This window comes from Streptomyces sp. NPDC059850, from assembly GCF_042731515.1.
In the GTDB taxonomy this organism is placed as follows: domain Bacteria; phylum Actinomycetota; class Actinomycetes; order Streptomycetales; family Streptomycetaceae; genus Streptomyces.
In genome coordinates this window covers 159268-180396 of sequence record NZ_JBHWJI010000006.1, presented here as the reverse complement: position 1 = coordinate 180396, position 21129 = coordinate 159268, and the positions used below count along the sequence as shown (strand labels likewise).

The window sequence follows — 21129 nt, the reverse complement described above, 5'->3', positions numbered from 1 at the left end:
TGAGGAAATGGCGCCGACGAAGACACTGAAACGCGGAGCCAAGGTCGCCGAGGCGCTGGCGCAGGAAATCGTCCACGACATCGTGAAGCGCAAGCTGCCGCCGGGCACGCTGCTGCCGTCCGAGGCGCAGATGATCGAGGACTACGGCGTGGGGCGCGGTTCGCTCCGCGAAGCGCTGCGGATCCTCGAAGTCCACGGGCTCATCACGATGAAGCCGGGGCGCAACGGCGGCCCGATGGTCATCGAGGTGCGCACCCGTGACTACGGCCGGATGTCGACGCTCTTCTACCACCTCGGCGGCGTCACGTTCAGCGAACTGCTGGAGGCGCGGCTGGTGATGGAGGCGACGATGGCCCGGCTCGCCGCCGAGCGCAACGCGCCGGAGCTGGGTGAGCAACTGGCCGAGTCGTGCGAGAAGTCCGTGGTGGAGGACGACGATCTGTACTTCGCCGCCACCCACGACTTCCACCGCAAGGTGTCGTCCATGTCGGGGAATCCGATTCTCAACCTGGTGAGCATGTCGCTGGAGGACATCTTCCACGACCAGGTCAGCGGCTTCCTCTTCCCGCCCGACCGGCGCGAGGACGTGCAGGCGACGCACAAGGCCATCGCGCGGGCCATCGCCAAGGGGCAGGCCGCGACGGCGGAGCGGCTGATGCGGCAGCACATGCAGGAGTACGCGGACTATGTGCGCAGGCGCCACCCCTCCCTCGTCGACCAGGTCGTCAACTGGCGCTGATCTCAGGGCCGTTGTCCAGACGGTCAGCGGCCGCGCCAGACGGGGTCGCGTTTCTCGGTGAACGCCGAGGCTCCCTCGCGGGCGTCCTCGGAGGAGCGGACCGGCTCGTAGATCGCGTTCTGCCGGGCGAAGGCCTCCTCCGCGGGCCACTGCCCGCCCTCGCCCAGGACCCGCTTGGTGGCCCGTACGGCCAGGGGGCCGTTCTCCGCGATCCGGCTCGCCAGTGACAGGGCCACGGCGAGGGCGCCGCCGGGCGGCGTGAGCCGGTTGACCAGGCCCGCCGCGTGCGCCCGCGCGGCGTCGATACGGTCCCCCGTCAGCGCCCACTCGGCTGCCGTGCCCAGCGGCACCCGGCGCGGCAGCCGCAGCAGGCCGCCGCCCCCGGCCATCAGTCCGCGGCGCACCTCGGGGAGCCCGAACCAGGCGTTCTCGGCGGCCACGATCAGATCGCAGGCGAGCGCGATCTCGAAGCCTCCGGCCAGTGCGAAGCCTTCGACGGCCGCTATGAGCGGCTTCGCCGGGGGCGCCTCCACCAGACCGGCGAAACCACGGCCCGGCACCGAGGGGCGTTCGCCCGCGAGGAACGCCTTGAGGTCCATTCCGGCGCTGAACGTGCCTCCGGCGCCGGTCAGCACGCCCACGCGCACCGTGTCGTCGGTGTCGAGCCGTTCCATCGCGGCGCCGATCGCCCGCGCGGTGGCGGTGTTCACCGCGTTGCGGACCTCCGGCCGGTCGATGGTGACGACGAGGACGGCGCCCCGCGTCTCGACGGTGGCCTCGGGGCTCATCGCGCCTGCATCCGGATCGCGCCGTCGAGGCGGATCGTCTCGCCGTTGAGCATGGGGTTGTCGATGATGTGCAGCGCCAGCCGGGCGTACTCGTCGGGGACGCCGAAGCGGCGTGGGTGGGGCGCCATGGTGGAGAGCGAGTCGCGCACCCGCTGGGGCAGCCGGGCCAGGATGGGGGTGTCGAAGAGGCCGGGGGCGATGGTGCACACCCGTATCAGCTTGCCCGCCAGGTCGCGGGCGGCCACGAGGGTGAGTCCGACGATGCCCGCCTTGGCCGAGGCGTACGGGAGTTGGCCGATCTGTCCTTCCCAGGCGGCGACGGAGGCGGTGAGCACGCAGACCCCGCGCTCGCCGTCGACCGGTTCGTTCCGGGCCATCCGGGCGGCGGCGAGGCGCAGCACGTTGAAGGTGCCGATCAGGTTGACGCGTACGACGGACTCGTAGAGGTCGAGGGAGCCGGGTTCGCCGTCGCGTTCCACGACGCGCATCGCCCCGCCCCGGCCCGCACAGTGCACGAGCGTGCGCAGCGGGCCGAGGGCTTCGGCGGCCGCGACGGCTTCGGCGACGGCGTCGGGGTCGGTGACGTCGGCGGGCGCGAAGTGGGCGCCTGCGCCGAGGTCGGCGGCCACGGCCTTGCCGTCGGAGGCGGGCAGGTCGAGCAGGACGGTCGGCACTCCGGCGGCGACCAGCCGCCGGGCGGTGGCCAGTCCCAGACCGGAGGCCCCGCCGGTCACCACGGCGGACCCTGATGTGACGTCCATGGCTGGTCGCCTCCTTGGCTTGGTGAGTGAGGTGGTGCGGGTGCGGGTTCAGGGCGCGCCGAGGTTCTCCAGGATGAGGGCGTTGGCCATGCCGCCCGCCTCGCACATGGTCTGGAGTCCATAGCGGCCACCGGTGTCCTCCAGGTGGCCGAGCAGCGTGGTGGTCAGCCGGGCGCCGGAGGCGCCGAGCGGGTGGCCCAGCGCGATGGCACCGCCCCGGGGGTTGAGCCGGTCGTCGGGGAACCCGAACTCGGCCTGCCAGGCGAGCGGCACGCTCGCGAACGCCTCGTTGACCTCGGCGGCGGCGATGTCGTCCAGGGCCAGCCCTGAGCGGTGCAGCACGCGCCGGGTGGCGGGGAGGGGGCCGGTGAGCATCAGCAGCGGATCGTCGCCGCATACGGCGGAGGCCACGATCCGGCCCCGTGGGGTGAGTCCGAGGGCGGCCGCGCGCTCCTCGGACATCACCAGGAGCGCCGCCGCGCCGTCGGTGAGCTGGGAGGCGTTGCCCGCGGTGATCTTGAAGTCGAGGTCCGGGAAGCGGCGGTGGTAGCCGGATGCGGCGAAGGCCGCCGGGAGTTCGGCCAGCCTCTCGGGGGTCGCACCGGGGCGGATCGTCTCGTCGGCGGAGACGACGCCGTCCGGGGTGGCGACGGGCGCGGTCTCGCGGGCGAACGCGCCGTCGGCCACGGCCTTGGCGGCGCGCTCGTGGCTGCGCGCGGCGTAGGCGTCGAGTGCTTCGCGGCTCAGCCGCCACTTCTGGGCGACGAGTTCCGCCGCGATGCCCTGCGGCAGCAGTCCGGGGGCGTACCGGCGGGCCACTCCCGCGCCGAAGGGGTCGGCGCCCATGCGGGCCGACCCCATCGGCACGCGGCTCATCGACTCCACTCCGGCCGCGATCACGGTCTCGTACGCCCCGGCGACCACTCCCTGCACGGCGAAGTCCAGCGCCTGCTGACCGGAGCCGCACTTGCGCTCGATGGTCACCGAGGGCACGTGCTCGGGGAGTCCGGCGGCCAGCCAGGCCTGCCGCCCGGGGGTCGCGGACTGCTCACCGGCCTGGCCGGCGCAGCCGACCAGGACGTCGTCGACGGTGCCGGGATCGATGCCGGTGCGGTCCAGGAGCGCGAGGAGGACCGCCGCCAGCAGATCGACCGGGTGGACGCCGGAGAGCGCGCCACCGGGCTTTCCCCGGCCCATGGGAGAGCGCACGGCATCGACGATGACGGCTGCGGGCATGGCGTTCCCCCAGATCCTCGGCGTTCCCTTGACACAAAAACTATGCATACCTTTACCATGGATTCGTGTCCGGAACCATGGTGAACGAACCCGCGGACGGCCTCTCCGAGCAGCAGCTCGAAGTGCGCCGCATGGCGCGGGCACTGGCCCGGGAGCACTACGCGCCGCTGGCCGCGCGATGGGACGCGGAGCGCGTACCGCTTCCGCACGAGGAGCGCCGCAGGCTCGGCGACCTGGGGCTGCTCGGCATCACGCTGCCCGAGGAGTTCGGCGGTTCCGGTGCCCCGGTGCTCGACGCGCTCGTAGTGATCGAGGAGCTGGCGAAGGAGTGCCGCCCCGCGGCGTTCCAGGTGTTCGAGTGCAACACCGGCCCGGCCACCGTCGTCAATCTGCTCGGCAGCGACGATCTGCGCGCCCGCTGCCTTCCCCCGATCATCCGTGGCGAGGCGACGATGGCGGTGGCGATCTCCGAGCCCGACGCGGGCTCCGCCGCCACCGACATGACCACCCGCGCGGTCCGGGACGGCGCCTTCTACCGGGTCAGCGGATCGAAGCGATGGATATCGGGCGGCGGTCACGCCGATCAGTACCTGCTCTACGCGCGGCTCGCCGATGTGCCCGGCGCACGCGGAATCGGCGCGCTGGTGGTCGACGCCGACACCCCGGGCATCTCGTACGGCGCGCAGGAGAAGCTGATGGGCTTCCGCGGCATCCCGTCCTGCGACATCCACTTCGACGACGTACGGGTCCCTGCCGCCAACCTGCTGGTGGACGCCGGCCGCTTCCGCGAGCTGTTCACCGGCTTCTCCCTGGAGCGGCTCGGCAACGCGACCATGAGCCTGGCCCTCGCCCAGGCCGCCGTGGACCGCACCGTGGACTATGTGCGGGCCCGTACGGCCTTCGGCAAGCCCCTGATCGAGTTCCAGGCCACCCAGCTGACCCTCGCCGACATGGTGCTGCAGGTCGAGGCGGCGCGGCTGCTGGTCTACCGCGCGGCGCGGGGCGCCGGGCGGGGGCTGCCCTCACCGCTGGAGGTCTCGCTGGCCAAGTGCGCGGCCAACGAGACCGCCAAGCGCGTCACCGATCTGGCCATCCAGCTGCACGGCGGCAATGGCTACACCGAGGAATACGGCATCGAGCGGCTGCACCGCGACGCCCACGGCTGGGCGCTGGCGGGCGGCACCCCCACCATGCAGCGCACGCGCATCGTCTCCGAGCTGCTCGGCCGGAGCTTCGACCAGCGTCGCTGACCCCCTGGACCCGTGGGGACACGAACGCGAAGGAGACCGCCCATGCCGTTCGAACTGCCCCCGCGCCACCTGGATCTGCGCGAGCGCGCCACCGAACTCGCCGAGCGGCTGCGCCCCGGCGCCGACCGCGCCGACGCCGCCACCGGCATCGACCCGGCGACGCGGGACGCGCTGCGCGAAAGCGGTCTGGTCCGGCTCACCGTCCCCGCCGCGCACGGCGGGGAGGACGAGCGGGTGGACCCCCTCGCCGTCACGGTGGTGCGCGAGGCGCTGATGGCCGTCTCCGCGCATCTGGACTCGCTGTTCGCCATGCAGGGCATCGGCGGCTTCGCGCTGTCCGCGGCCGCCCCTCGGATACGGGACGCCTGGCTGCCCCGGGTCGCCGCGCTGGACGCGATCGCCGCGCTGGCGCTCACCGAGCCCGAGATCGGCTCCGATTTGCGGTCGGTCGCCACCCGCGTGACCGAGGGCGACGGCGGGCTCGTCGTCAGCGGCCGCAAGTCCTGGATCACCAACGCCGGTGCGGCCGACTTCTACACCGTGCTGTGCCGGGAGGGCGACGGCCACAGCCTGGTGCTCGTCCCCGCCGACGCCCCCGGCGTGCGGGTGGAGAGCGGCCCGGAGATCATCGCCCCGCACATCCTCGGCACGGTGTTCCTGGACGACGTGAGGGTCCCCCCGGACCATCGGATCGGCGAACCGGGCGGCGCGTTCCCGCTGGTGCTGCGGACCCTGTCCACCTTCCGCGTCTCGGTGGCGGGTTCGGCCGTCGGCCTCGCCCAGGCCGCGCTGGACGAGGCCGTACGGCACACCACCTCGCGCGAACAGTTCGGCGAGCCGCTCGCCCGGCTCGGCCCCCTCCCCCATCTGCTGGGCACCTCGTGGATGGAGATCGAGTCCGCGCGCGCCCTGACCTACACGGCGGCGTCCAGGGCGGCCGAGGACCCGGCGGCGGCGCTCCCCTGGTCGTCGATGGCGAAGGTCGCGGCGACCGAGACCGCGGGCCGGGTGGTGGACCGCTGTGTGCAGATGATGGGCCGCTTCGGCCTCGTCACGGGTTCCACCATCGAACGGCTCTACCGCAACGCCCGGCCGATGCGCATCTACGAGGGCGGCAACGAGGTGCTGACCGGCCAGCTCGCCAAGACGCTCACGCGAGGCCGGGGCTGAACCCTGGCTCCAAAACCATGACTATGGTTATATCAGTTCTGTTCGAGTCATCGCCGCCGCACGGACAAGGGGTGAGATGAGGACCTACACGGACCTGGTGCCGGTCTTTCCGGACCAGCGCGACTGGACCCTGGCGACCGTGCTGCGCCACCAGGCGGACGTCCGCCCCGAGGCGGTCTTCCTCGACGTACCGGAGGAGCACCGCACCTTCAGCTACGCGCAGAGCCTGGAGCAGGCCGAATCCGTCGCCGACGCGCTGGCCCTGGCCGGTGCCGACCCCGGCGACCGGGTGCTCGTGATGGCGGCCAACTCCTCGCAGTTCGTGCGCACCTGGCTCGGGGTGGCGCTCGGCGGCTACGTCGAGGTGCCCGTCAACACCGCGTACGAGGGCGTGTTCCTCAGCCACCAGCTGGTGACCGCGGGGCCGCGCTGGGCGGTGGTGGACGACGTACTCGCTGCCCGGTTCCTCGCCATCGCCGACGACGCCCGCGCCATCGAATGCTTCTGGGTCATCGACACCGGTTCCCGCGACAGCGCCCTGCGCGCGCTGCGCGACGCCGGGTGGCGGGCGGAGTCCTGGGAGGAGCTGGCGCGCGGCGCGCGGCCGGGGGCGCGCCCACCGGCCCCCGCCCCCGCCCCCTCATCACTCGCGTCCATCTTCTTCACCTCGGGCACCACGGGCCCCTCCAAGGGCGTGGCGATGCCACACGCCCAGATGCATTTCTTCGGCGAGGAGGTGGTCAGCCTCCAGCGGCTGACCGCCGACGACGTGTACTTCACCTGCACTCCGCTCTTCCACGGCAACGCCCAGTTCATGGCCGCGTATCCGGCGCTCATCGCCGGGGCGCGGCTGGTGGTGCGGCCGCGCTTCAGCGCCAGCCGGTGGGTCGGCCAGCTGCGCGCCTCCGGCGTCACGGTCACCAACCTCATCGGCGTGATGATGGACTTCATCTGGAAGCAGGAGCCCCGGCCCGACGACGCCGACAACCGGCTGCGCTCGGTCTTCGCGGCGCCCACCGCCGGATCCATCCTGGCGGGATTCCGCGAGCGCTACGGCATCGGCTCGTTCGTCGAGGTCTTCGGGCTCACCGAGACCAGCGCGCCGATCCTCAGCCCCTACGGCGAGGAGCGCCCGGCGGGTGCCGCCGGGCTGCAGGCCGCCGACTGGTTCGACATCCGGCTGGTCGACCCCGACACCGACGTGGAGGTGGCGACCGGCGAGATCGGCGAGCTGGTCGTCCGTCCGAAACACCCCTGGACGTGCAGCATGGGCTACTACGGCATGCCCGAGCGCACCACCGAAGCCTGGCGGAACCTCTGGTTCCACACCGGCGACGCTCTGCGCCAGGACGCGGACGGCTGGTACTACTTCGTGGACCGCTACAAGGACGCGCTGCGCCGCCGGGGCGAGAACATCAGCTCGTACGAGATCGAGCAGGCCCTGCTCTCCTGCGAAGCCGTCCTGGAGTGCGCCGTGATCGGCGTCCCCGCCGGGGTCGAGGCGGGCGAGGACGAGGTGCTGGCCTGTGTCGTCGCCGCGCGGGACACCGACCCCGCCGAGCTGTGGGAGTGGTGCGAGGGACGCGTCCCCGCGTTCGCCGTGCCCCGCTTCGTCCGCTTCGTCGACCGGCTCCCGAAGACCCCCTCGGAGCGGGTGCGCAAAACCCAGCTGCGCGCCGACGGCGTCACCCCCGGCACCCACGACCGCCTCGCCCCGCGCGATGCGCGAACCCCGCGCGGCACCGCCGCCCCGGTTCCGGAGCGCACCGCGTGAGCGGGGAGCGGGGCAGCTGCCCCGGGCCGCTCGCCGGGATCACCGTGCTCGAACTCGGCACCATGTACGCGGCCCCCACCGCGGGACGGATGCTGCGCGACTTCGGCGCCCGCGTCATCAAGGTCGAGGACCCGGCGACCGGGGACTTCGCCCGGCAATGGCTGCCGCGCCACAACGGCCTCGCACTCGGCTTCGCCCGGCTCAACGCGGGCAAGGAGTCCATCGGCATCGACCTGCGCCGACCCGAGGGCCGCGACCTGGTGCGCAGGCTCGCCGCGCGGGTGGACGTGGTGCTGGAGTCCTTCCGGCCCGGCAGGCTGGAGGAGTGGGGGCTCGGTTACGACGTGCTGACCGCCGACAACCCCGGCCTGGTGCTCACCCGCGTCTCCGGCTTCGGTCAGACCGGGCCGTACCGGGGCCGCCCGGGATTCGGCACGGTGGCGGAGACCGCGAGCGGTTACGCGTTCACCAACGGCTGGCCCGACAGTCCGCCCACCTCCCCGCCGTTCGGCTTCGCCGACTCCATCGCCGGGCTCTCGGCCGCCTTCGGCACGGTCACGGCGCTGCTGGCCCGGTCCCGCACCGGCCGGGGCGACGCCGTTGACGTGGCCCTCTACGAACCGCTGATGTTCATCCTCGGCGACAGCATCCTGCGTTACACCAGCAGCGGTGAGATACAGCAGCGGGTCGGGAACGGCTCCGGCTCCGCGTCACCGCGCGGCATCTACCAGGCGGCGGACGGCAACTGGCTGTCCATCGCCGCGTCCTCGCAGTCCATCGCGCTGCGCCTGTTCACCGCCATGGGCCGCCCCGAGTTCGGCGACGATCCCCGGTTCGCCACCAACCCGGCGCGGATGGAGCACAACGAGGAACTGCAGCGCCTGGTCGGCGCCTGGGTGGGCCAGCGGCCGCGCGCCGAGGTGCTCGCCGACCTGGAGGCGCACGAGGTGGTCGCCGCGCCCGTCAACGACGCCAGGGACATCGTCGAGGACCCGCACTTCCGGATGCGCACCCTGGTCGAACTGGCCGGTACCGCCCTGGGTCCGGTGCTGGTGCCGGGCCCGGTCGTCCACCTGGACAGCTACCCGGGCCCGCTGTACGAGGGGGTGCCCGGCATCGGCGAGCACACCGTGCCCGCGCTCACCGAACTGCTCGGCCTCACCCCCGGGGAACTGGCCGAACTGGCCGGGTCCTCGGCCGTGGCCCCGGACCGGACCCGCGTGCCATGACGGCCGTCGATCTGTCGGGCCGGGTGGCGCTGGTGACCGGCGGCAGCCGTGGCCTCGGCCGGGAGATCGTGCTCGGCCTGGCCGCCGCCGGGGCCGACGTCGTGATCGCCAGCCGCACCCTGGAGCGCTGCGCCGAGGTCGCCGCCGAGGTGCGCCGGGCCACCGGGCGGCGCGCCCTGCCGTACGCCTGCCACGTCGGGCGGTGGGACGGGCTCGACGCCCTGGTCGACGCCGCGTACGCCGAGTTCGGGCGGCTCGATGTCCTCGTCAACAACGCGGGCATGTCGCCGCGTTACGACACGGTCGCGGACATCGGCGAGGTCCTCTTCGACAAGGTGATCGGGGTCAACCTGAAGGGCCCCTTCCGGCTGGCGGCGCTCGCGGGCACCCGGATGGCCGCCGATCGGGGCGGAAGCATCATCAACATCAGCAGCACCGCTGCCGTACGCCCCCGCGCCGACGTCCTCCCCTACGCCGCCGCCAAGGCCGGGCTCAACGCCCTCACCGCGGGCCTCGCCCATGCCTTCGGCCCCACCGTACGGGTCAACGCCATCATGCCCGGGACCTTCCACACCGACGTGACCGCCGCCTGGGACATGGACGCCTTCGCCGCCCGCGCGGCGGGCTTCGCGCTGCGCCGGGGCGGGCGGCCCGCCGAAATCGTCGGCACGGCGCTGTATCTGGCCTCCGGCGAACTGTCCTCGTACACCACCGGCTCGGTCATCGCCGTAGACGGCGGTCAGCCGTGAAGGGAGCGGGTCCGAAGTGATCATCGATGTGCACTGCCACGCCTGGCCCGACGCCCTCGCGGAGCGCGCCCTCGGCGGCCGGGTGCCCCAGCTGGAACGGCACGGCGACGGCAAGATCTCCACCCTGCACCGGGTGCTGGCCCGCTCCGGCGTCGACAAGGGCGTACTCCTCGGCATCGCCGACACCGCCCGGCACGTCGACGCGGTCAACCGCTTCGTCGCCGCCCAACGCGGGCCGGACCTGGTGCCCTTCGGCACCGTCCACCCGGACCTGCCGCTGGAGGACAACCTCGCGAGCCTGCGCCGGCACGGCATCGCGGGGGTCAAACTCCACTCCCTCTTCCAGGGATTCGCGTACGACGACCCGAGAGTGTGGGACCTGCTGGAGGCGTTCGGCTCGCGGATCGCCGTCATCGCGCACGTCGGCGCGGGCGGCGACCGGCAGAGCAACGAGCGGGCCACGCCCGCGATGATCCGCGCCATCGTGCGGCGCTTCCCCGACCTGCGGCTGATCGCCTGTCATTTCGGCGGCTACCACCGGCTGGAGGAGGCGGAGGAGCAGCTGCTCGGCGAGGACGTCCTGCTGGAGACCTCGTGGCCGCCGACCATGGCCCGGCTCGCGCCCGAGCGGGTGCGCGCGATCATCGGCAGACACGGCGCGAACCGGGTGGTCTTCGGCTCCGACTGGCCGATGGCCGACCCCGGCGCGGAGATCTCGGCCATCCGGGCCCTCGGCCTGTCCGAGGAGGCCACGGCGGGCATTCTCGGCGGCAACGCCGCCCGCCTCCTGGGGCTCGGCCCCCCGGCGGGCGCGCCTCCGGGCCGCCACGACCGGGCAGGTCAGCCGTGACCGGGCGGCCCGGAAACGGGTCGGCCGGGAGCGGCGGCGACGACGTCCTCGTGGAGCGGCGCGGCGACGCCACGTGGATCACCCTCAACCGCCCCGACCGCCGCAACGCCTACGACCCGGCCATGGCCGAAGCGGTGGCGGCCGCCCTCGACGCGGCCAACCGCTCCCGCGCGGTCGTCATCACCGGCGTGCCGGGCAGCTTCTGCGCCGGGGGCGCCCTCACCGGCCTCAGCCAGCCCGATGTGACCGCGATGCGCGGCCTCTACCGGGCCTCCCTGCGGCTCTTCGACGCCGTACGGAACTGTCCGCGCCCGGTCATCGCCGCCGTGGGCGGCGCGGCGGCCGGGGGCGGCAACGAACTCGTCGTCGCCTGCGACCTCGCCATCGCCGCCGAGTCGGCGACCTTCGGACAGACCGGCCCCCGGGTCGGCAGCTCCCCCGTCACCGGCGCCACCAATGTGATGGGGGTGCAGATCGGCGAGAAGCGCGCCAAGGAGATGGCCATGCTCTGCCGCCGCTACTCCGCCGCGCAGGCGCTGGAACTGGGGCTGGTCAACGCCGTGGTGCCCGACGCCGAGCTGGAGCCGACCGTCGAGTCGTGGATCGCCGAACTCGCCCGACTCAGCCCGCGCTACCTGGAAATCACCAAGATCAGCTCCAATGTGTGGTGGAACGCGGCCCGCGACTCCTTCAGCAGCGGCCTCGGCATGCTCGTGCAGTCGATCGGCAGCCCCGACATGGCCGAGGGCGCGCAGGCGTTCCTCGACAAGCGCCGCCCCCGCTTCCCCGGACCCGACGCCTGACGGAGGCACGCCATGCACATCGTCGTGGTCGGCGCCTCCCTCGCGGGCGTCCGCACCGTACAGCTGCTGCGCCGCAGGGGCAGCGACGCCCGGATCACCCTCGTCGGGGCCGAGCCCACGGTCGCGTGCGACCGGCCGCCGCTGTCCAAGAGCTATCTCGCCGACCCCGGCGCCGAGGCCCCGCCGCTGCTGTCGGCGGCGGAACTCGCCGCGCTCGGCGTCGAACCGCTCCTCGGCACGACGGCGACCGGCCTGGACCCCACGGGCCGCACCGTCGCGCTGCGCGGCGCGCCGCCCCTGCCGTACGACGCCCTGGTGATCGCCACCGGCTCCGTACCCCGTACCCTCCCGGGGCTTGGGCCGCGCCCCGGTGTGCGGGTGCTGCGTACGGCGGAGGACGCGGCGGCCATCCGGGCGGGATGCCGGGCGGGGGCCCGGCTGGTGGTCGTCGGCGGAGGCTTCGTCGGCGCCGAAGTGGCATCCACCGCCCGGTCGCTGGGCTGCGCGGTCACCATCGTCGAACCGCAGCCCGCGCTGATGACGCGCGGTCTCGGGCCGGTGCTCGGCAAGGCCCTCACCGGACGCCACGTCCGGCACGGCACCGAAGTGCGGCTCGGGGCCACGGTGGCGGGCGTCGAGGACGACGGCCGGGGCGGGCTCCGGGGCGTCACGCTCGGGGACGGCGGGCTCGTCCCGGCCGATCTGGTGGTGCTGGGCGTCGGTTCCCGGCCCGCCACCCGGTGGCTCGAAGGGTCCGGGCTGGCCCTGCGGGACGGCGTCGTATGCGATCGGCACCTGGGCGCGCTGGGGGCGGCGGACGTGTACGCGGCCGGGGACATCGCCCGCTGGCACCACCCCCGCTACGGCGCGGACCTGCGCGTGGAGCACTGGACGAACGCCGTCGACCAGGCCTCCGTCGTAGCCGCCAACCTCACCGGGGCGCCCCTGGTCTGCGACGCGGTGCCGTACGTGTGGTCCGACCAGCTCGGCGGCCGGTTGCGGATCCACGGCCGGGTCGGCGCGGGAGACGAGGTCCGGATCGTCGCGGGGGATCCGGACGAGGGCGACTTCGCGGCGATCGCGGGCAGCGCGGGCACACTGCGGGCGGTCGTCGGGTTCGGCATGGCGCGTGAACTCGCCCCCTTCCGGAAACTGCTGGAGGCCGGGGGCGGCTGGCACCAGGCGCTGGCGCTCGCCGAAGAGCGGCGCGCCGCGCGCGCGGGCGGGTGAGGGGGACGGCGATGACACTCGACCGAGCGACGTCGGAATTCCTCGCCCGCGCGGCCGCCAGCGGGGCCCCGCCCCTGCACGAACTGACGCCGCGACAGGCCAGGGACCGCTTCGCCGCGATGAGCCGCCAGTTCGGCGCGGGGCCCGCCATGGCGAGCGTGGAGGAGACCACCGCCCCCGCCGCCGACGGCGGCGCCGCCGTACCGGTCAGACTGCTCGTCCCGGACGGCGCACCGCGTGGGGTGATCCTCTACTTGCATGGCGGCGGATGGGTCGTCGGGACGCCGGACGAGTTCGACACTCTGGGCCGCAGGCTCGCGCTGCGGACCGGCTGCGCCGTGGTCCTGCCCGGCTACCGGCTCGCCCCGGAACACCGCTACCCCGCCGCGGCGGCCGACGCCTGGACCGCGCTGCGCTGGGCGGACGAGTGCCGGGCCCGCGTCGCTGGCCCGGCGGCGCCGCTGATCGTCGCGGGGGACAGCGCGGGCGGCAACCTCGCGGCGGTGGTCGCCCAACGGGCCCGGGCCGAGGGCGGTCCGGCCGTCGCGGCGCAGGTGCTCCTCTGCCCGGTGACCGACTGCGACCCGGACACCGCCTCGTACACCGACCCGGCGAACCAGCTCCTCCTCACCCGCGCCACCATGCTCTGGTACTGGGACCACTACGCCCCCGACGTCTCCGTCAGGCGCCGCCCCAGCGCCTCCCCGCTGCGCGCCGCCGACCTCACTGGGCTCCCACCGGCCGTCGTCGTCACCGCCGGGCACGATGTGCTGCGCGACGAGGGCGAGGCGTACGCGGACCGGCTGCGCGCGGCGGGGGTGCCGGTGGAACACCGGCGCTTCGAGGGCCTGATCCACGGCTTTGTCACCCTGCTGGACCTGCTGCCGGTCGCCAGTGCCGATGCCCTCGGCTATGTGGCCGACCGGCTCGACCACCTCCTGGACCTGCCTCGGAGCCACCCGTGAACCCGTACCGGTCGATCCTGTTCGTGCCCGCCCACAAACCGGCCTGGGCCGAGAAGGCGCTGGCGGCGGGGCCGGACGCCATCGTCCTCGATCTGGAGGACTCGGTGCCCGACGAGCTGAAGGCGGCGGCCCGGGCCCAGGCCGCCGACTCCGTCACCCGGCTGCGCGCCCTCGATCCGGCGGTGGGCCTGCTGGTGCGGGTCAACGGCCTCGCCACCCGGCTCACCGGCGCCGACCTCGAAGCGGTCGTCGTCCCGGGTCTTTCCGGCATCTTCGCGCCGAAGATCGAGCAGGCCACCGACGTGCTGCGCTACGACGCCCTGCTCGACCACTTCGAACTGCGGGGCGGTGTGACGGGACTTGAGTACATCGTCCCCGTCGAGACGGTCCGGGCCATCCACAACTGCCGCGACGTGGCGGCCGCGTCGCCGCGCGTCGCCGCGATGATCGGCCCGACCGCCGAGCACGCCGACATCGCACGCGAGGTCGGCTTCGAGTGGTCGCCGGGCGGCGAGGAGACGCTGTACCTGCGCAGCCGGGTGCTCCTCGCGTGCCGCGAGGCGGGGCTGCACGCCCTCACCGGCCTGTGGGAGCGCGTCGACGACCTCGACGGCCTCCGTACCTTCGCCCGGCGCGGCCGGGCGCTCGGCTTCCGGGGCATGGTCGCGATCCACCCGTCCCATGTGCCGGTCCTCAACGAGGTGTTCTCGGCCACCCCGGAGGAGACCGCCTTCTACTCCGGACTCGTCCGCGCCTACGAGCGGGCGGCCGCCGACGGCAGCGGCGCGGTGCGCTACCGGGGCCTGCACATCGACAGGGCGCACTACGACAAGGCCGTCCAGTGGCTGGCGACCTGGCAGGGGCGGCTCACGGGGTGAGCGCGGCGTGGCCGGATGCGCCCCAGATCTTCCGGTACGCCTGCCGGTAGCCCCGGGGGTTCCAGCTCGTGGCCCCCGCGCTGTTGGCGGCGGTGGCGATGTGGACCGGGGCGCTGTAGCGGCTGGGGCCCCGGCCGGAGAACGCCCGGTTGAACTCGTCGATGATCTGCCAGCCCTGCTGGGTCAGCGGCTCGGGGACGGTGGCGGCCTGGTACTGCCGGTGGTTGACGCGCTGGAAGGCGGAGGGGTCGCCGTCGCCCGCGCCGATGTTGAAGGGCGGTCCTGAGCCCCGCTTCCCGGCCGCCCGGAGGGCGGGGGCCGCGTCCGCGAAGTACAGGTCGTTGATGGCGACGGAGTAGGTCCACTCGTCGCGGAAGCGGGAGACGAGGGAGGAGACCTCCTGGGGGGTGCGGCTGCCCGCGTCCGGGATCGGGATGTTCTGGTACGCCAGCAGCCTGACGTCCCGGCAGGCCGTCAGCTCCTTCCGGATCAGCTCGGACTTGTTCCTGGCGAACGGGATCGAGGCGTCGGTGAAGACGACGACGCCCGCCCGCCCGTTGGATCGCGCGATCACCCAGTCCGCGCTGATCCTGGCCGTCTCCTCGACCCTGGTGGTGACGTTGGTGAACAGCCTCGGCTTCCTGCTGGGGCCGGGCGACGCGACCGCGTGCCAGCCGACGAGCGGGATGCCCGCCGCCTGGGCCTGCGCGACCTGCCGCGCGGTCGAGTGGGGGTCGAAGCCGCCGATGACGATGCCCGAGGGCCGCAGGGCGACGGCCTCGCTCAGCGCGGCCTGGATGCCCGCGGGGGTGCCGCCGCCGTCGATCACCCGCACGCGCCAGCCGATGGCCTTCGCCGCGTCCCGGACGCCCTGCGCGGTGCCCGCGACACCGGGGTTGGTCATGGTCTGCGCGACGTAGACGATGGTCTTGCCGGACACCGCCGAGGGGCCGCGGGTCGGACCGTTCCAGGGGACGTTCGTCCGCTCGGCCCGCTCGACGGCGGCTTTGGCCCGGGCGAGGACGGCGGGGCAGCCGCGCGGCCCCGAGGTGGCGTCCCCTCCCCCGGCCGACGAACCGCGCTCGCACCCGGCGAGGACGGCCGCCACCAGCAGCGCGGCGGTGGCGGCCTTACGACCGGCGGACACGCGAACTCCTCGCGGTGATGCCGGTCCGCAGCCGCCGTCGCGCGGAGTAGCCGGCCAGGCCGACGACGATGAGCAGGGTGCCGCCGTTGAACAGCGGGGTCACCCAGAACTGGGCGCCGAGCTGGCCGATGCCGGAGAGCCCGATGGCGAGGACCGCCACCGCGACGAGGGTGCCCATGGCGTTGGCGCGGCCGGGCTTGATGGCGGTGGAGCCGAGCAGGGCACCGGCGAAGGCGGGCAGCAGATAGTCGAGGCCGACGCTCGGGTTGCCGAGCTGCTGCTGCGCCGCGAGGAGCACCCCGGCGCAGCCGACGACCAGGCCCGATACGGCGAAGGCACAGACGGAGTACCGGCGGGTGGGGATGCCGACGAGGTCGGCGGCGCGGCGGTTGGAGCCGACGACGTACAGATACCGGCCGAGCGGCAGCCGCTCCAGCAGCACCCAGAGGGCGACCGCCAGGGCGAGTACGTAGAAGGCGGGGACCGGGAGGCCGAGGAAGGTGGAGTCGTAGAGGTCGGTGAAGGCGGCGGGCAGTCCGTCCGGGCCGGGGACGATCCTGCCTCCGCCGGTGATCCAGCCGGTGATGGCGTAGAGCATGCTGCCGGTGCCGAGGGTGGCGATGAACGAGTCGATCTGGCCGAACTCGGTGATGACGCCGTTGAGCACGCCGACCGCAGCCCCGCCGACGATCACGGTCAGGCAGGCCAGCGGCCAGGGCCACCCGGCGTGGACGATGAGCTGCATCACCAGCACATGCGCCAGGCCCAGGCCGTATCCGATGGAGAGGTCGAAGTTGCCGGTCACGATGGGGACCGTCGCGCCGAGCGCGAGGAGGGCCGGGATCGACTGGTTGGCCAGGATCGAGGAGATGTTGTCCAGGGTCGGAAAGGTGCGCGGCAGGGTCACGGAGAAGACCAGGAACAGCAGGGCGGTGAGGGCCAGCAGGCCGTACGTGCCGATGAGGTGCCCGCCCGGGCGGGCGCGGTTCGTCATGGTCCGGGGGGCGTTCCGGGCGGGCTTCCCGGTGATGTTCCCGGCGTCGTTCCGGGCGGCGTTCCCGGGTCGGGCAGTGCCGACGCCGCCCGGGTGAGCCCCGCGACGGTGAGCGACGCGCCGCTCAGCTCGGCCGTCACCGCGCCCCGGACGAACACCAGGGCACGTCGGCACACCCCCGCGACCTCCTCGAAGTCGCTGGAGATGAGCACGGCCGCGAGACCGTCCGCCAGCGCGTCGTCGAGCAGGCGGTGGAGCGCGGCCTTGGCGCCGATGTCCACGCTCGCGGTCGGCTCCTCCAGGATCAGTACGCGTAGGCCGCCCCGGAGCCACCGGCCGAGCATGACCTTCTGCTGGTTGCCGCCGGACAGGGTGGCGATGGGGACCTCGCTGTCGCGGGGGCGCACCGAGAACCGTTCGAGCAGGGCGAGGGCTTCGGCCCGCTCCCGGCGCGGGCTGATCCAGCGCCGCGTCGGCCGGTCGCCCGCGCGCGGGTTGGCCAGCAGGTTCTCCCGTACGGTCAGTTCGGCGGCGCAGCCCTCCTCCACCCGATTGCCGGTCACCAGGCCGACCCCGGAGGCGACGGCGGCGGCGACCGTACGGGGGCGGTACGGCCGCCCGTCCAGGAGCGCCCGCCCGGCGGTGACCGGCCGGGCGCCCGCGAGGGCCCGGCCCAGCTCCCTATGCCCGGCGCCGGTGAGCCCCACCAGGCCGAGGACTTCCCCGGCCCGCAGTTCGAGGGAGACGGGCCCGGCCCCGGCGGTCCGGACGCCGTCGAGGGTCAGGACGGCCGGGCCTCCGGTGGGGGCCGTACCGGGCCGGTAGCCGGTCGGTTCGTCGCCCACGATGTCCCGCACCAGGCGGCTGGCGCCGTGTTCCGCCAGCGAACCCTGGCTGACGAGGCGGCCGTCGCGCAGCACCGCGAAGGCGTCGGCGACCTCGTACACCTCGTCCAGGCGATGGCTGACGTAGAGGATGGCGTGGCCCTGGTCGCGCAGGGTGTGCAGGACGTCGAAGAGCCGGGCGCAGTCGGCGGCGGGGAGGCTGGCGGTCGGCTCGTCGAGGACGATGAGCCGCGCCCGTACGGCGAGGGCGCGGGCGATGGCGACCAGGGAGCGTTCGGCGGGGGCGAGGTCGGCGATCCGGGCGTGGGCCGGGAGGTGTCCGGCGACGGTCCGCAGGACCTCCGTACCGCGCTCCCGGGTCCGCCGCCAGGAGATCAGCCCGCCACGGCGCGGATACCCGGTGGTCAGGGCGATGTTCTCGGCGGCCGTCATCCACTCCACGAGGCCGAGGTCCTGATGAGTGAAGGCCATGTTCCGGGCGGCGGCCTCGGTCCCGAGCGGATGCCCGGCCACCGTCACCGTCCCGCCGTCGGCGGGGTGATATCCCGCGAGCACCTTGATGAGGGTGGACTTCCCGGCGCCGTTGGGGCCGAGCAGGGCGAGCACACTGCCCCGGTGGATGTCGAGGTCGACGCGGTCCAGCGCGAGCGTCCCGCCGAATCGCTTGCTGAGACCCCGAATACGGACGAGCGGTTCGAGCGGTTCGCCTTCCCACCTCACATCCGAGACCTTAGCGGGACCGATCATGGCATTTACCGATTGCGGCGGCTCTCACGGGCTCCGTTACTCCAACGGGCCAGTCTCACGGGGCGTCGAGCGGGCATTCGGCCCAGATGACCTTGCCGTCCGGGGTGTGGCGGGTGCCCCAGGCCAGGGCCAGCTGGGCGACGAGGAACAGCCCGCGGCCGTCCTCGTCGGTGATGGCCGCCCGGCGCAGATGCGGGGAGGTGCTGCTGGTGTCGGAGACCTCGCAGATCAGGGTGCGGCCGTGCAGCAGCCGGACCCGGATGGGCCCGCTGCCGTGCCGCAGCGCGTTGGTGACCAGCTCGCTGAGCAGCAGCTCCGTCACGAACGACAGCTCCTCCCGCCCCCAGTCGGCCAGCTGCCGGACGGCGTCGGCCCGGATCTCGCGCACGACGGCCGGGTCGGCGGGCAGTTCCCAGGTGGCGATGCGGTCGGGGGTGAGGGAGTGGGTGCGGGCGACGAGCACGGCGATGTCGTCGCACGGGTGGACGGGGGCCACCTCGTCCAGGACCGCCTGACAGGTGTCCTCGGGGGTGCGGTCCGAGTGGGCCAGCACCTCGCGCAGCCGGTTGAGGGCCACGTCGATGCCCCGGTACCGGTCCTCGATGAGCCCATCGGTGTAGAGCACCAGCCGACTGCCCTCGGGTACGTCGATGTCGGCGGTCTCGAACGGCAGGCCGCCCAGGCCCAGCGGGGGCCCGGCGGGCAGTTCGGGAAACGACACGGCGCCGTCGGGGCGGACCAGCGCGGGCGGGGGGTGACCGGCGCGGGCCATGGCGCAGCGCTGCGAGGTCGGGTCGTAGATGACGTACAGACAGGTCGCGCCGATGATGCCGACCCCGCCGGAGGAGCCCTCGCTGCTCTCCTCCCGGTCCAGGCGCAGCACCAGGTTGTCGAGGTGGGTCAGCACCTCGTCCGGGGGGAAGTCGAGTTCGGCGTAGCTGCGCGCGGCGGTGCGCAGCCGTCCCATGGTGGCGGCGGAGTGCATGCCGTGGCCGACGACGTCGCCGACGACGAGACCGACGCGGGAACCGGGCAGCGGGATGATGTCGTACCAGTCCCCGCCCACCCGCGACTCGGCGGGCAGATAGCGGTGGGCGACCTCGACGGCGTCCTGACCGGGCACGCCGTGCGGGAGCAGGCTGTGCTGCAGGGCCAGGACCATGGTGTGTTCGCGGGTGTAGCGCCGGGCGTTGTCCATGGACAGGGCGGCGCGGGTGGCCAGTTCCTGGGCCAGTGAACGGTCGTCGTCGCCGAACGGCGCGGGGTCGAGCGCGCGGTAGAAGCTGACGATGCCCAGCACGGTGCCGCGTGCGACCAGGGGGACGGCGATGAGCGAGCGGACGTGGGACAGCACCCGAGCGGTGTGCTCGGGGTCCTGGATGAGCCAGCCCGCGGCGGTCTTCAGGTCCGGTTCCAGCACCGCCTGCCCGGTGTTCACACAGCGCACCTGGGGCGTGGCCGGGTGGAAGTCGACGCGCTTGCCGATCGGGTAGAAGGGGCAGTCGTCGTGGATGCCGTGGACCACCGCGCGGCGCAGGTCGTAGCGGGGGTCGAGGGGTTCGTCGCCGCGCAGTACGGCGTCGGGCAGGTCGATGGTGACGAAGTCGGCCAGCCCCGGGACGGCCGTCTCGGCGAGTTCCTCGGCGGTGCGGCGCACGTCCAGGGTGGTGCCGATGCGCGCGCTGGCCTCGGACAGCAGCTCCATGCGGCGCCGCGCCGCCAGGGCGTACTTCCCCACCTCCGGCTCGCCGACCAGCACCAGCCCGGCCAGTCCGTCGGTGGTGGCGTCCGGCGTCTCGCTTTCCGGGGTCTTGGCCGCTGGCGTCTTGGCCGCTGGCGTCTTGTCGGCCGGGGTCCTGTCTGCCGGGGTCTCGCGCGCCGGGGTTCCCTGTTCGGGCACGCCGCCGGAGCGGCGCGGGGCGAGGTGCGACGGCAGGGAGAGGGGCGGCCGCGGCGCGTGGTCGGCGAAGGGGCGGTCGGGGAACAGGGCCTCGACGACCATGCCCTCCACCCCGGCCGCACTCGTCATCGGACGGCTCACGAGGGTGACCCGGCGCCCGTCGGACAGGCACACCTCGACGGCGGCCCGCTGCCCGTGCGAGAGCAGCTCGGCCGCCCTCTCCTTGATCATCATCTGGTCGCCGCGGTGCAGCCCCTGTACGAAGGCGTCCACCCCCATGGCGTGCTCGCCGCCCTCGCCGGTCCGCGACGCGCCGCCCGCGTCCAGGTACGCGCGCAGCAGCCCGCGCTCCCGCGTCGAACTCTGCGCCAGCAGCCCCCGTTCGATGGCCTGGGTCGCCCTGCGCAGCACGGCGTCCAGCATCGGATGCCCGGAGCCACGGGGAAAGGCCAGGCACAGGATGCCGTCGATGCGCCCGCTGAGCGGATCGCGGACGGGGATCGCGCTGCAGCCGTTCGACAGGCCGCGCTCGGCGAAGTGCTCGGCGCCGTAGACCTGGATCAGCCGCCGCTCCGCCAGGGCGAGTCCGATGCCGTTCGTACCGGCGAACTGCTCGGCGAAGACGAACCCCGGCACCTGCTGGATCGGCGGGAGGGTCCTGGCCCACGAATCGTCGCCGAAGCGGCGCTGGAGCACGGTCCCGCTTCCGTCGGCGAGCGCGATGTTCATCGGGCTGCCCAGGAACCGGGACCGCAGCCGGTCGAGCACCGGACCGGCGGCGCGGACCAGCCGGTCCTCGGGATCGAACTGCCGGTACGGAAGGTCGAAGCCGCCCAGCGGCAGGCCCAGGGAGCGGCAGCGCAGCCACGAGTTCAGGATCAGGGTCCGTACGTCCTCCTGCACGGCCTCCCCCTGGAGGAACTGCTCACGCGAACGCGCGGGCCCGATACCGCCTGTCACGAGCCCCGCCAGGATCGCTGCCTCACCGGCCCGATTCACGCCTCTCCTAGCCATGCGCCGCCATTGGCCCCAAAGGCCACTCTTCGACCATAACGGGTACATACGCCACCGCGG

Annotated in this window: 18 protein-coding genes; 11 read left to right on the top strand and 7 right to left on the bottom strand. The window is 73.6% G+C overall.

Annotated features, from left to right (window positions below; all coding sequences use genetic code 11):
- Positions 1 to 7: 7 nt before the first annotated feature.
- Complete coding sequence (locus tag ACFV9T_RS07415) at positions 8 to 739, top strand: FadR/GntR family transcriptional regulator (RefSeq protein ID WP_199848627.1); 732 nt, start codon at positions 8 to 10, stop codon at positions 737 to 739.
- Between the two features lie 23 nt (positions 740 to 762).
- Here the strand turns inward: ACFV9T_RS07415 and ACFV9T_RS07410 are convergent, their stop codons facing one another.
- The 3 genes from ACFV9T_RS07410 to ACFV9T_RS07400 are packed head-to-tail and all read right to left on the bottom strand — an operon-like array spanning position 763 to position 3524.
- Positions 763 to 1527: a crotonase/enoyl-CoA hydratase family protein gene (locus tag ACFV9T_RS07410; protein ID WP_385437343.1), complete on the bottom strand. Its 765-nt coding sequence runs from the start codon at positions 1525 to 1527 to the stop codon at positions 763 to 765.
- Complete coding sequence (locus tag ACFV9T_RS07405; protein ID WP_385437341.1) at positions 1524 to 2288, bottom strand: SDR family NAD(P)-dependent oxidoreductase; 765 nt, start codon at positions 2286 to 2288, stop codon at positions 1524 to 1526. Before ACFV9T_RS07405 ends, ACFV9T_RS07410 begins: the two co-directional genes overlap by 4 nt.
- A gap of 48 nt (positions 2289 to 2336) precedes the next feature.
- On the bottom strand, positions 2337 to 3524 hold the full coding sequence (locus ACFV9T_RS07400) for a thiolase family protein (protein WP_385437339.1): 1188 nt from the start codon (positions 3522 to 3524) through the stop codon (positions 2337 to 2339).
- A gap of 65 nt (positions 3525 to 3589) precedes the next feature.
- Between ACFV9T_RS07400 and ACFV9T_RS07395 the strand changes: the two genes are divergently transcribed.
- From ACFV9T_RS07395 to ACFV9T_RS07350, 10 genes are all read left to right on the top strand, one after another.
- On the top strand, positions 3590 to 4774 hold the full coding sequence (locus ACFV9T_RS07395) for an acyl-CoA dehydrogenase family protein (RefSeq protein WP_385437338.1): 1185 nt from the start codon (positions 3590 to 3592) through the stop codon (positions 4772 to 4774).
- A 42-nt stretch (positions 4775 to 4816) separates the two neighbouring features.
- A complete protein-coding gene (locus tag ACFV9T_RS07390; RefSeq protein WP_385437337.1) occupies positions 4817 to 5944 on the top strand; it encodes an acyl-CoA dehydrogenase family protein in 1128 nt (375 codons plus the stop codon).
- A 76-nt stretch (positions 5945 to 6020) separates the two neighbouring features.
- Positions 6021 to 7718: an AMP-binding protein gene (locus ACFV9T_RS07385; RefSeq protein ID WP_385437335.1), complete on the top strand. Its 1698-nt coding sequence runs from the start codon at positions 6021 to 6023 to the stop codon at positions 7716 to 7718.
- The gene (locus ACFV9T_RS07380) at positions 7715 to 8947 is read left to right on the top strand and encodes a CaiB/BaiF CoA transferase family protein (RefSeq protein ID WP_385437333.1); all 1233 of its coding nucleotides are present in this window, start codon (positions 7715 to 7717) and stop codon (positions 8945 to 8947) included. The genes ACFV9T_RS07385 and ACFV9T_RS07380 overlap by 4 nt, the downstream gene beginning before the upstream one ends.
- On the top strand, positions 8944 to 9696 hold the full coding sequence (locus ACFV9T_RS07375; protein ID WP_385437332.1) for an SDR family NAD(P)-dependent oxidoreductase: 753 nt from the start codon (positions 8944 to 8946) through the stop codon (positions 9694 to 9696). Before ACFV9T_RS07380 ends, ACFV9T_RS07375 begins: the two co-directional genes overlap by 4 nt.
- A 16-nt stretch (positions 9697 to 9712) precedes the next feature.
- Positions 9713 to 10546: an amidohydrolase family protein gene (locus tag ACFV9T_RS07370; RefSeq protein WP_385437330.1), complete on the top strand. Its 834-nt coding sequence runs from the start codon at positions 9713 to 9715 to the stop codon at positions 10544 to 10546.
- Complete coding sequence (locus ACFV9T_RS07365) at positions 10543 to 11349, top strand: enoyl-CoA hydratase/isomerase family protein (protein WP_385437328.1); 807 nt, start codon at positions 10543 to 10545, stop codon at positions 11347 to 11349. The genes ACFV9T_RS07370 and ACFV9T_RS07365 overlap by 4 nt, the downstream gene beginning before the upstream one ends.
- Before the next feature lie 12 nt (positions 11350 to 11361).
- Positions 11362 to 12579 carry an NAD(P)/FAD-dependent oxidoreductase gene (locus ACFV9T_RS07360; protein ID WP_385437327.1) on the top strand — a complete coding sequence of 406 codons (1218 nt, stop codon included), beginning with the start codon at positions 11362 to 11364 and terminating at the stop codon, positions 12577 to 12579.
- An 11-nt stretch (positions 12580 to 12590) separates the two neighbouring features.
- Entirely contained in the window at positions 12591 to 13544 is a 954-nt protein-coding gene (locus tag ACFV9T_RS07355) for an alpha/beta hydrolase (protein ID WP_385437326.1), read from the top strand.
- Positions 13541 to 14422 (top strand): HpcH/HpaI aldolase/citrate lyase family protein, encoded by an 882-nt coding sequence (locus tag ACFV9T_RS07350; protein ID WP_385437325.1) that lies wholly within the window; start codon positions 13541 to 13543, stop codon positions 14420 to 14422. The genes ACFV9T_RS07355 and ACFV9T_RS07350 overlap by 4 nt, the downstream gene beginning before the upstream one ends.
- Here the strand turns inward: ACFV9T_RS07350 and ACFV9T_RS07345 are convergent.
- From ACFV9T_RS07345 to ACFV9T_RS07330, 4 genes are all read right to left on the bottom strand, one after another.
- Entirely contained in the window at positions 14412 to 15569 is a 1158-nt protein-coding gene (locus ACFV9T_RS07345; protein ID WP_385437324.1) for a substrate-binding domain-containing protein, read from the bottom strand. The genes ACFV9T_RS07350 and ACFV9T_RS07345 overlap by 11 nt on opposite strands.
- The gene (locus ACFV9T_RS07340) at positions 15553 to 16563 is read right to left on the bottom strand and encodes an ABC transporter permease (protein WP_385437322.1); all 1011 of its coding nucleotides are present in this window, start codon (positions 16561 to 16563) and stop codon (positions 15553 to 15555) included. Before ACFV9T_RS07340 ends, ACFV9T_RS07345 begins: the two co-directional genes overlap by 17 nt.
- Positions 16560 to 18128 carry a sugar ABC transporter ATP-binding protein gene (locus ACFV9T_RS07335; RefSeq protein WP_385437321.1) on the bottom strand — a complete coding sequence of 523 codons (1569 nt, stop codon included), beginning with the start codon at positions 18126 to 18128 and terminating at the stop codon, positions 16560 to 16562. Before ACFV9T_RS07335 ends, ACFV9T_RS07340 begins: the two co-directional genes overlap by 4 nt.
- Positions 18129 to 18210: 82 nt before the next feature.
- Complete coding sequence (locus ACFV9T_RS07330) at positions 18211 to 21069, bottom strand: SpoIIE family protein phosphatase (RefSeq protein WP_385437319.1); 2859 nt, start codon at positions 21067 to 21069, stop codon at positions 18211 to 18213.
- Positions 21070 to 21129 lie beyond the last annotated feature (60 nt).

Coding starts and splice junctions, on each gene's coding strand:
- ACFV9T_RS07405 (WP_385437341.1), bottom strand. CDS start 2,288: ATGGACGTCACATCAGGGTCCGCCGTGGTGACCGGCGGGGCCTCCGGT.
- ACFV9T_RS07410 (WP_385437343.1), bottom strand. CDS start 1,527: ATGAGCCCCGAGGCCACCGTCGAGACGCGGGGCGCCGTCCTCGTCGTC.
- ACFV9T_RS07330 (WP_385437319.1), bottom strand. CDS start 21,069: ATGGCTAGGAGAGGCGTGAATCGGGCCGGTGAGGCAGCGATCCTGGCG.
- ACFV9T_RS07375 (WP_385437332.1), top strand. CDS start 8,944: ATGACGGCCGTCGATCTGTCGGGCCGGGTGGCGCTGGTGACCGGCGGC.
- ACFV9T_RS07390 (WP_385437337.1), top strand. CDS start 4,817: ATGCCGTTCGAACTGCCCCCGCGCCACCTGGATCTGCGCGAGCGCGCC.
- ACFV9T_RS07400 (WP_385437339.1), bottom strand. CDS start 3,524: ATGCCCGCAGCCGTCATCGTCGATGCCGTGCGCTCTCCCATGGGCCGG.
- ACFV9T_RS07340 (WP_385437322.1), bottom strand. CDS start 16,563: ATGACGAACCGCGCCCGCCCGGGCGGGCACCTCATCGGCACGTACGGC.
- ACFV9T_RS07360 (WP_385437327.1), top strand. CDS start 11,362: ATGCACATCGTCGTGGTCGGCGCCTCCCTCGCGGGCGTCCGCACCGTA.
- ACFV9T_RS07385 (WP_385437335.1), top strand. CDS start 6,021: ATGAGGACCTACACGGACCTGGTGCCGGTCTTTCCGGACCAGCGCGAC.
- ACFV9T_RS07415 (WP_199848627.1), top strand. CDS start 8: ATGGCGCCGACGAAGACACTGAAACGCGGAGCCAAGGTCGCCGAGGCG.
- ACFV9T_RS07355 (WP_385437326.1), top strand. CDS start 12,591: ATGACACTCGACCGAGCGACGTCGGAATTCCTCGCCCGCGCGGCCGCC.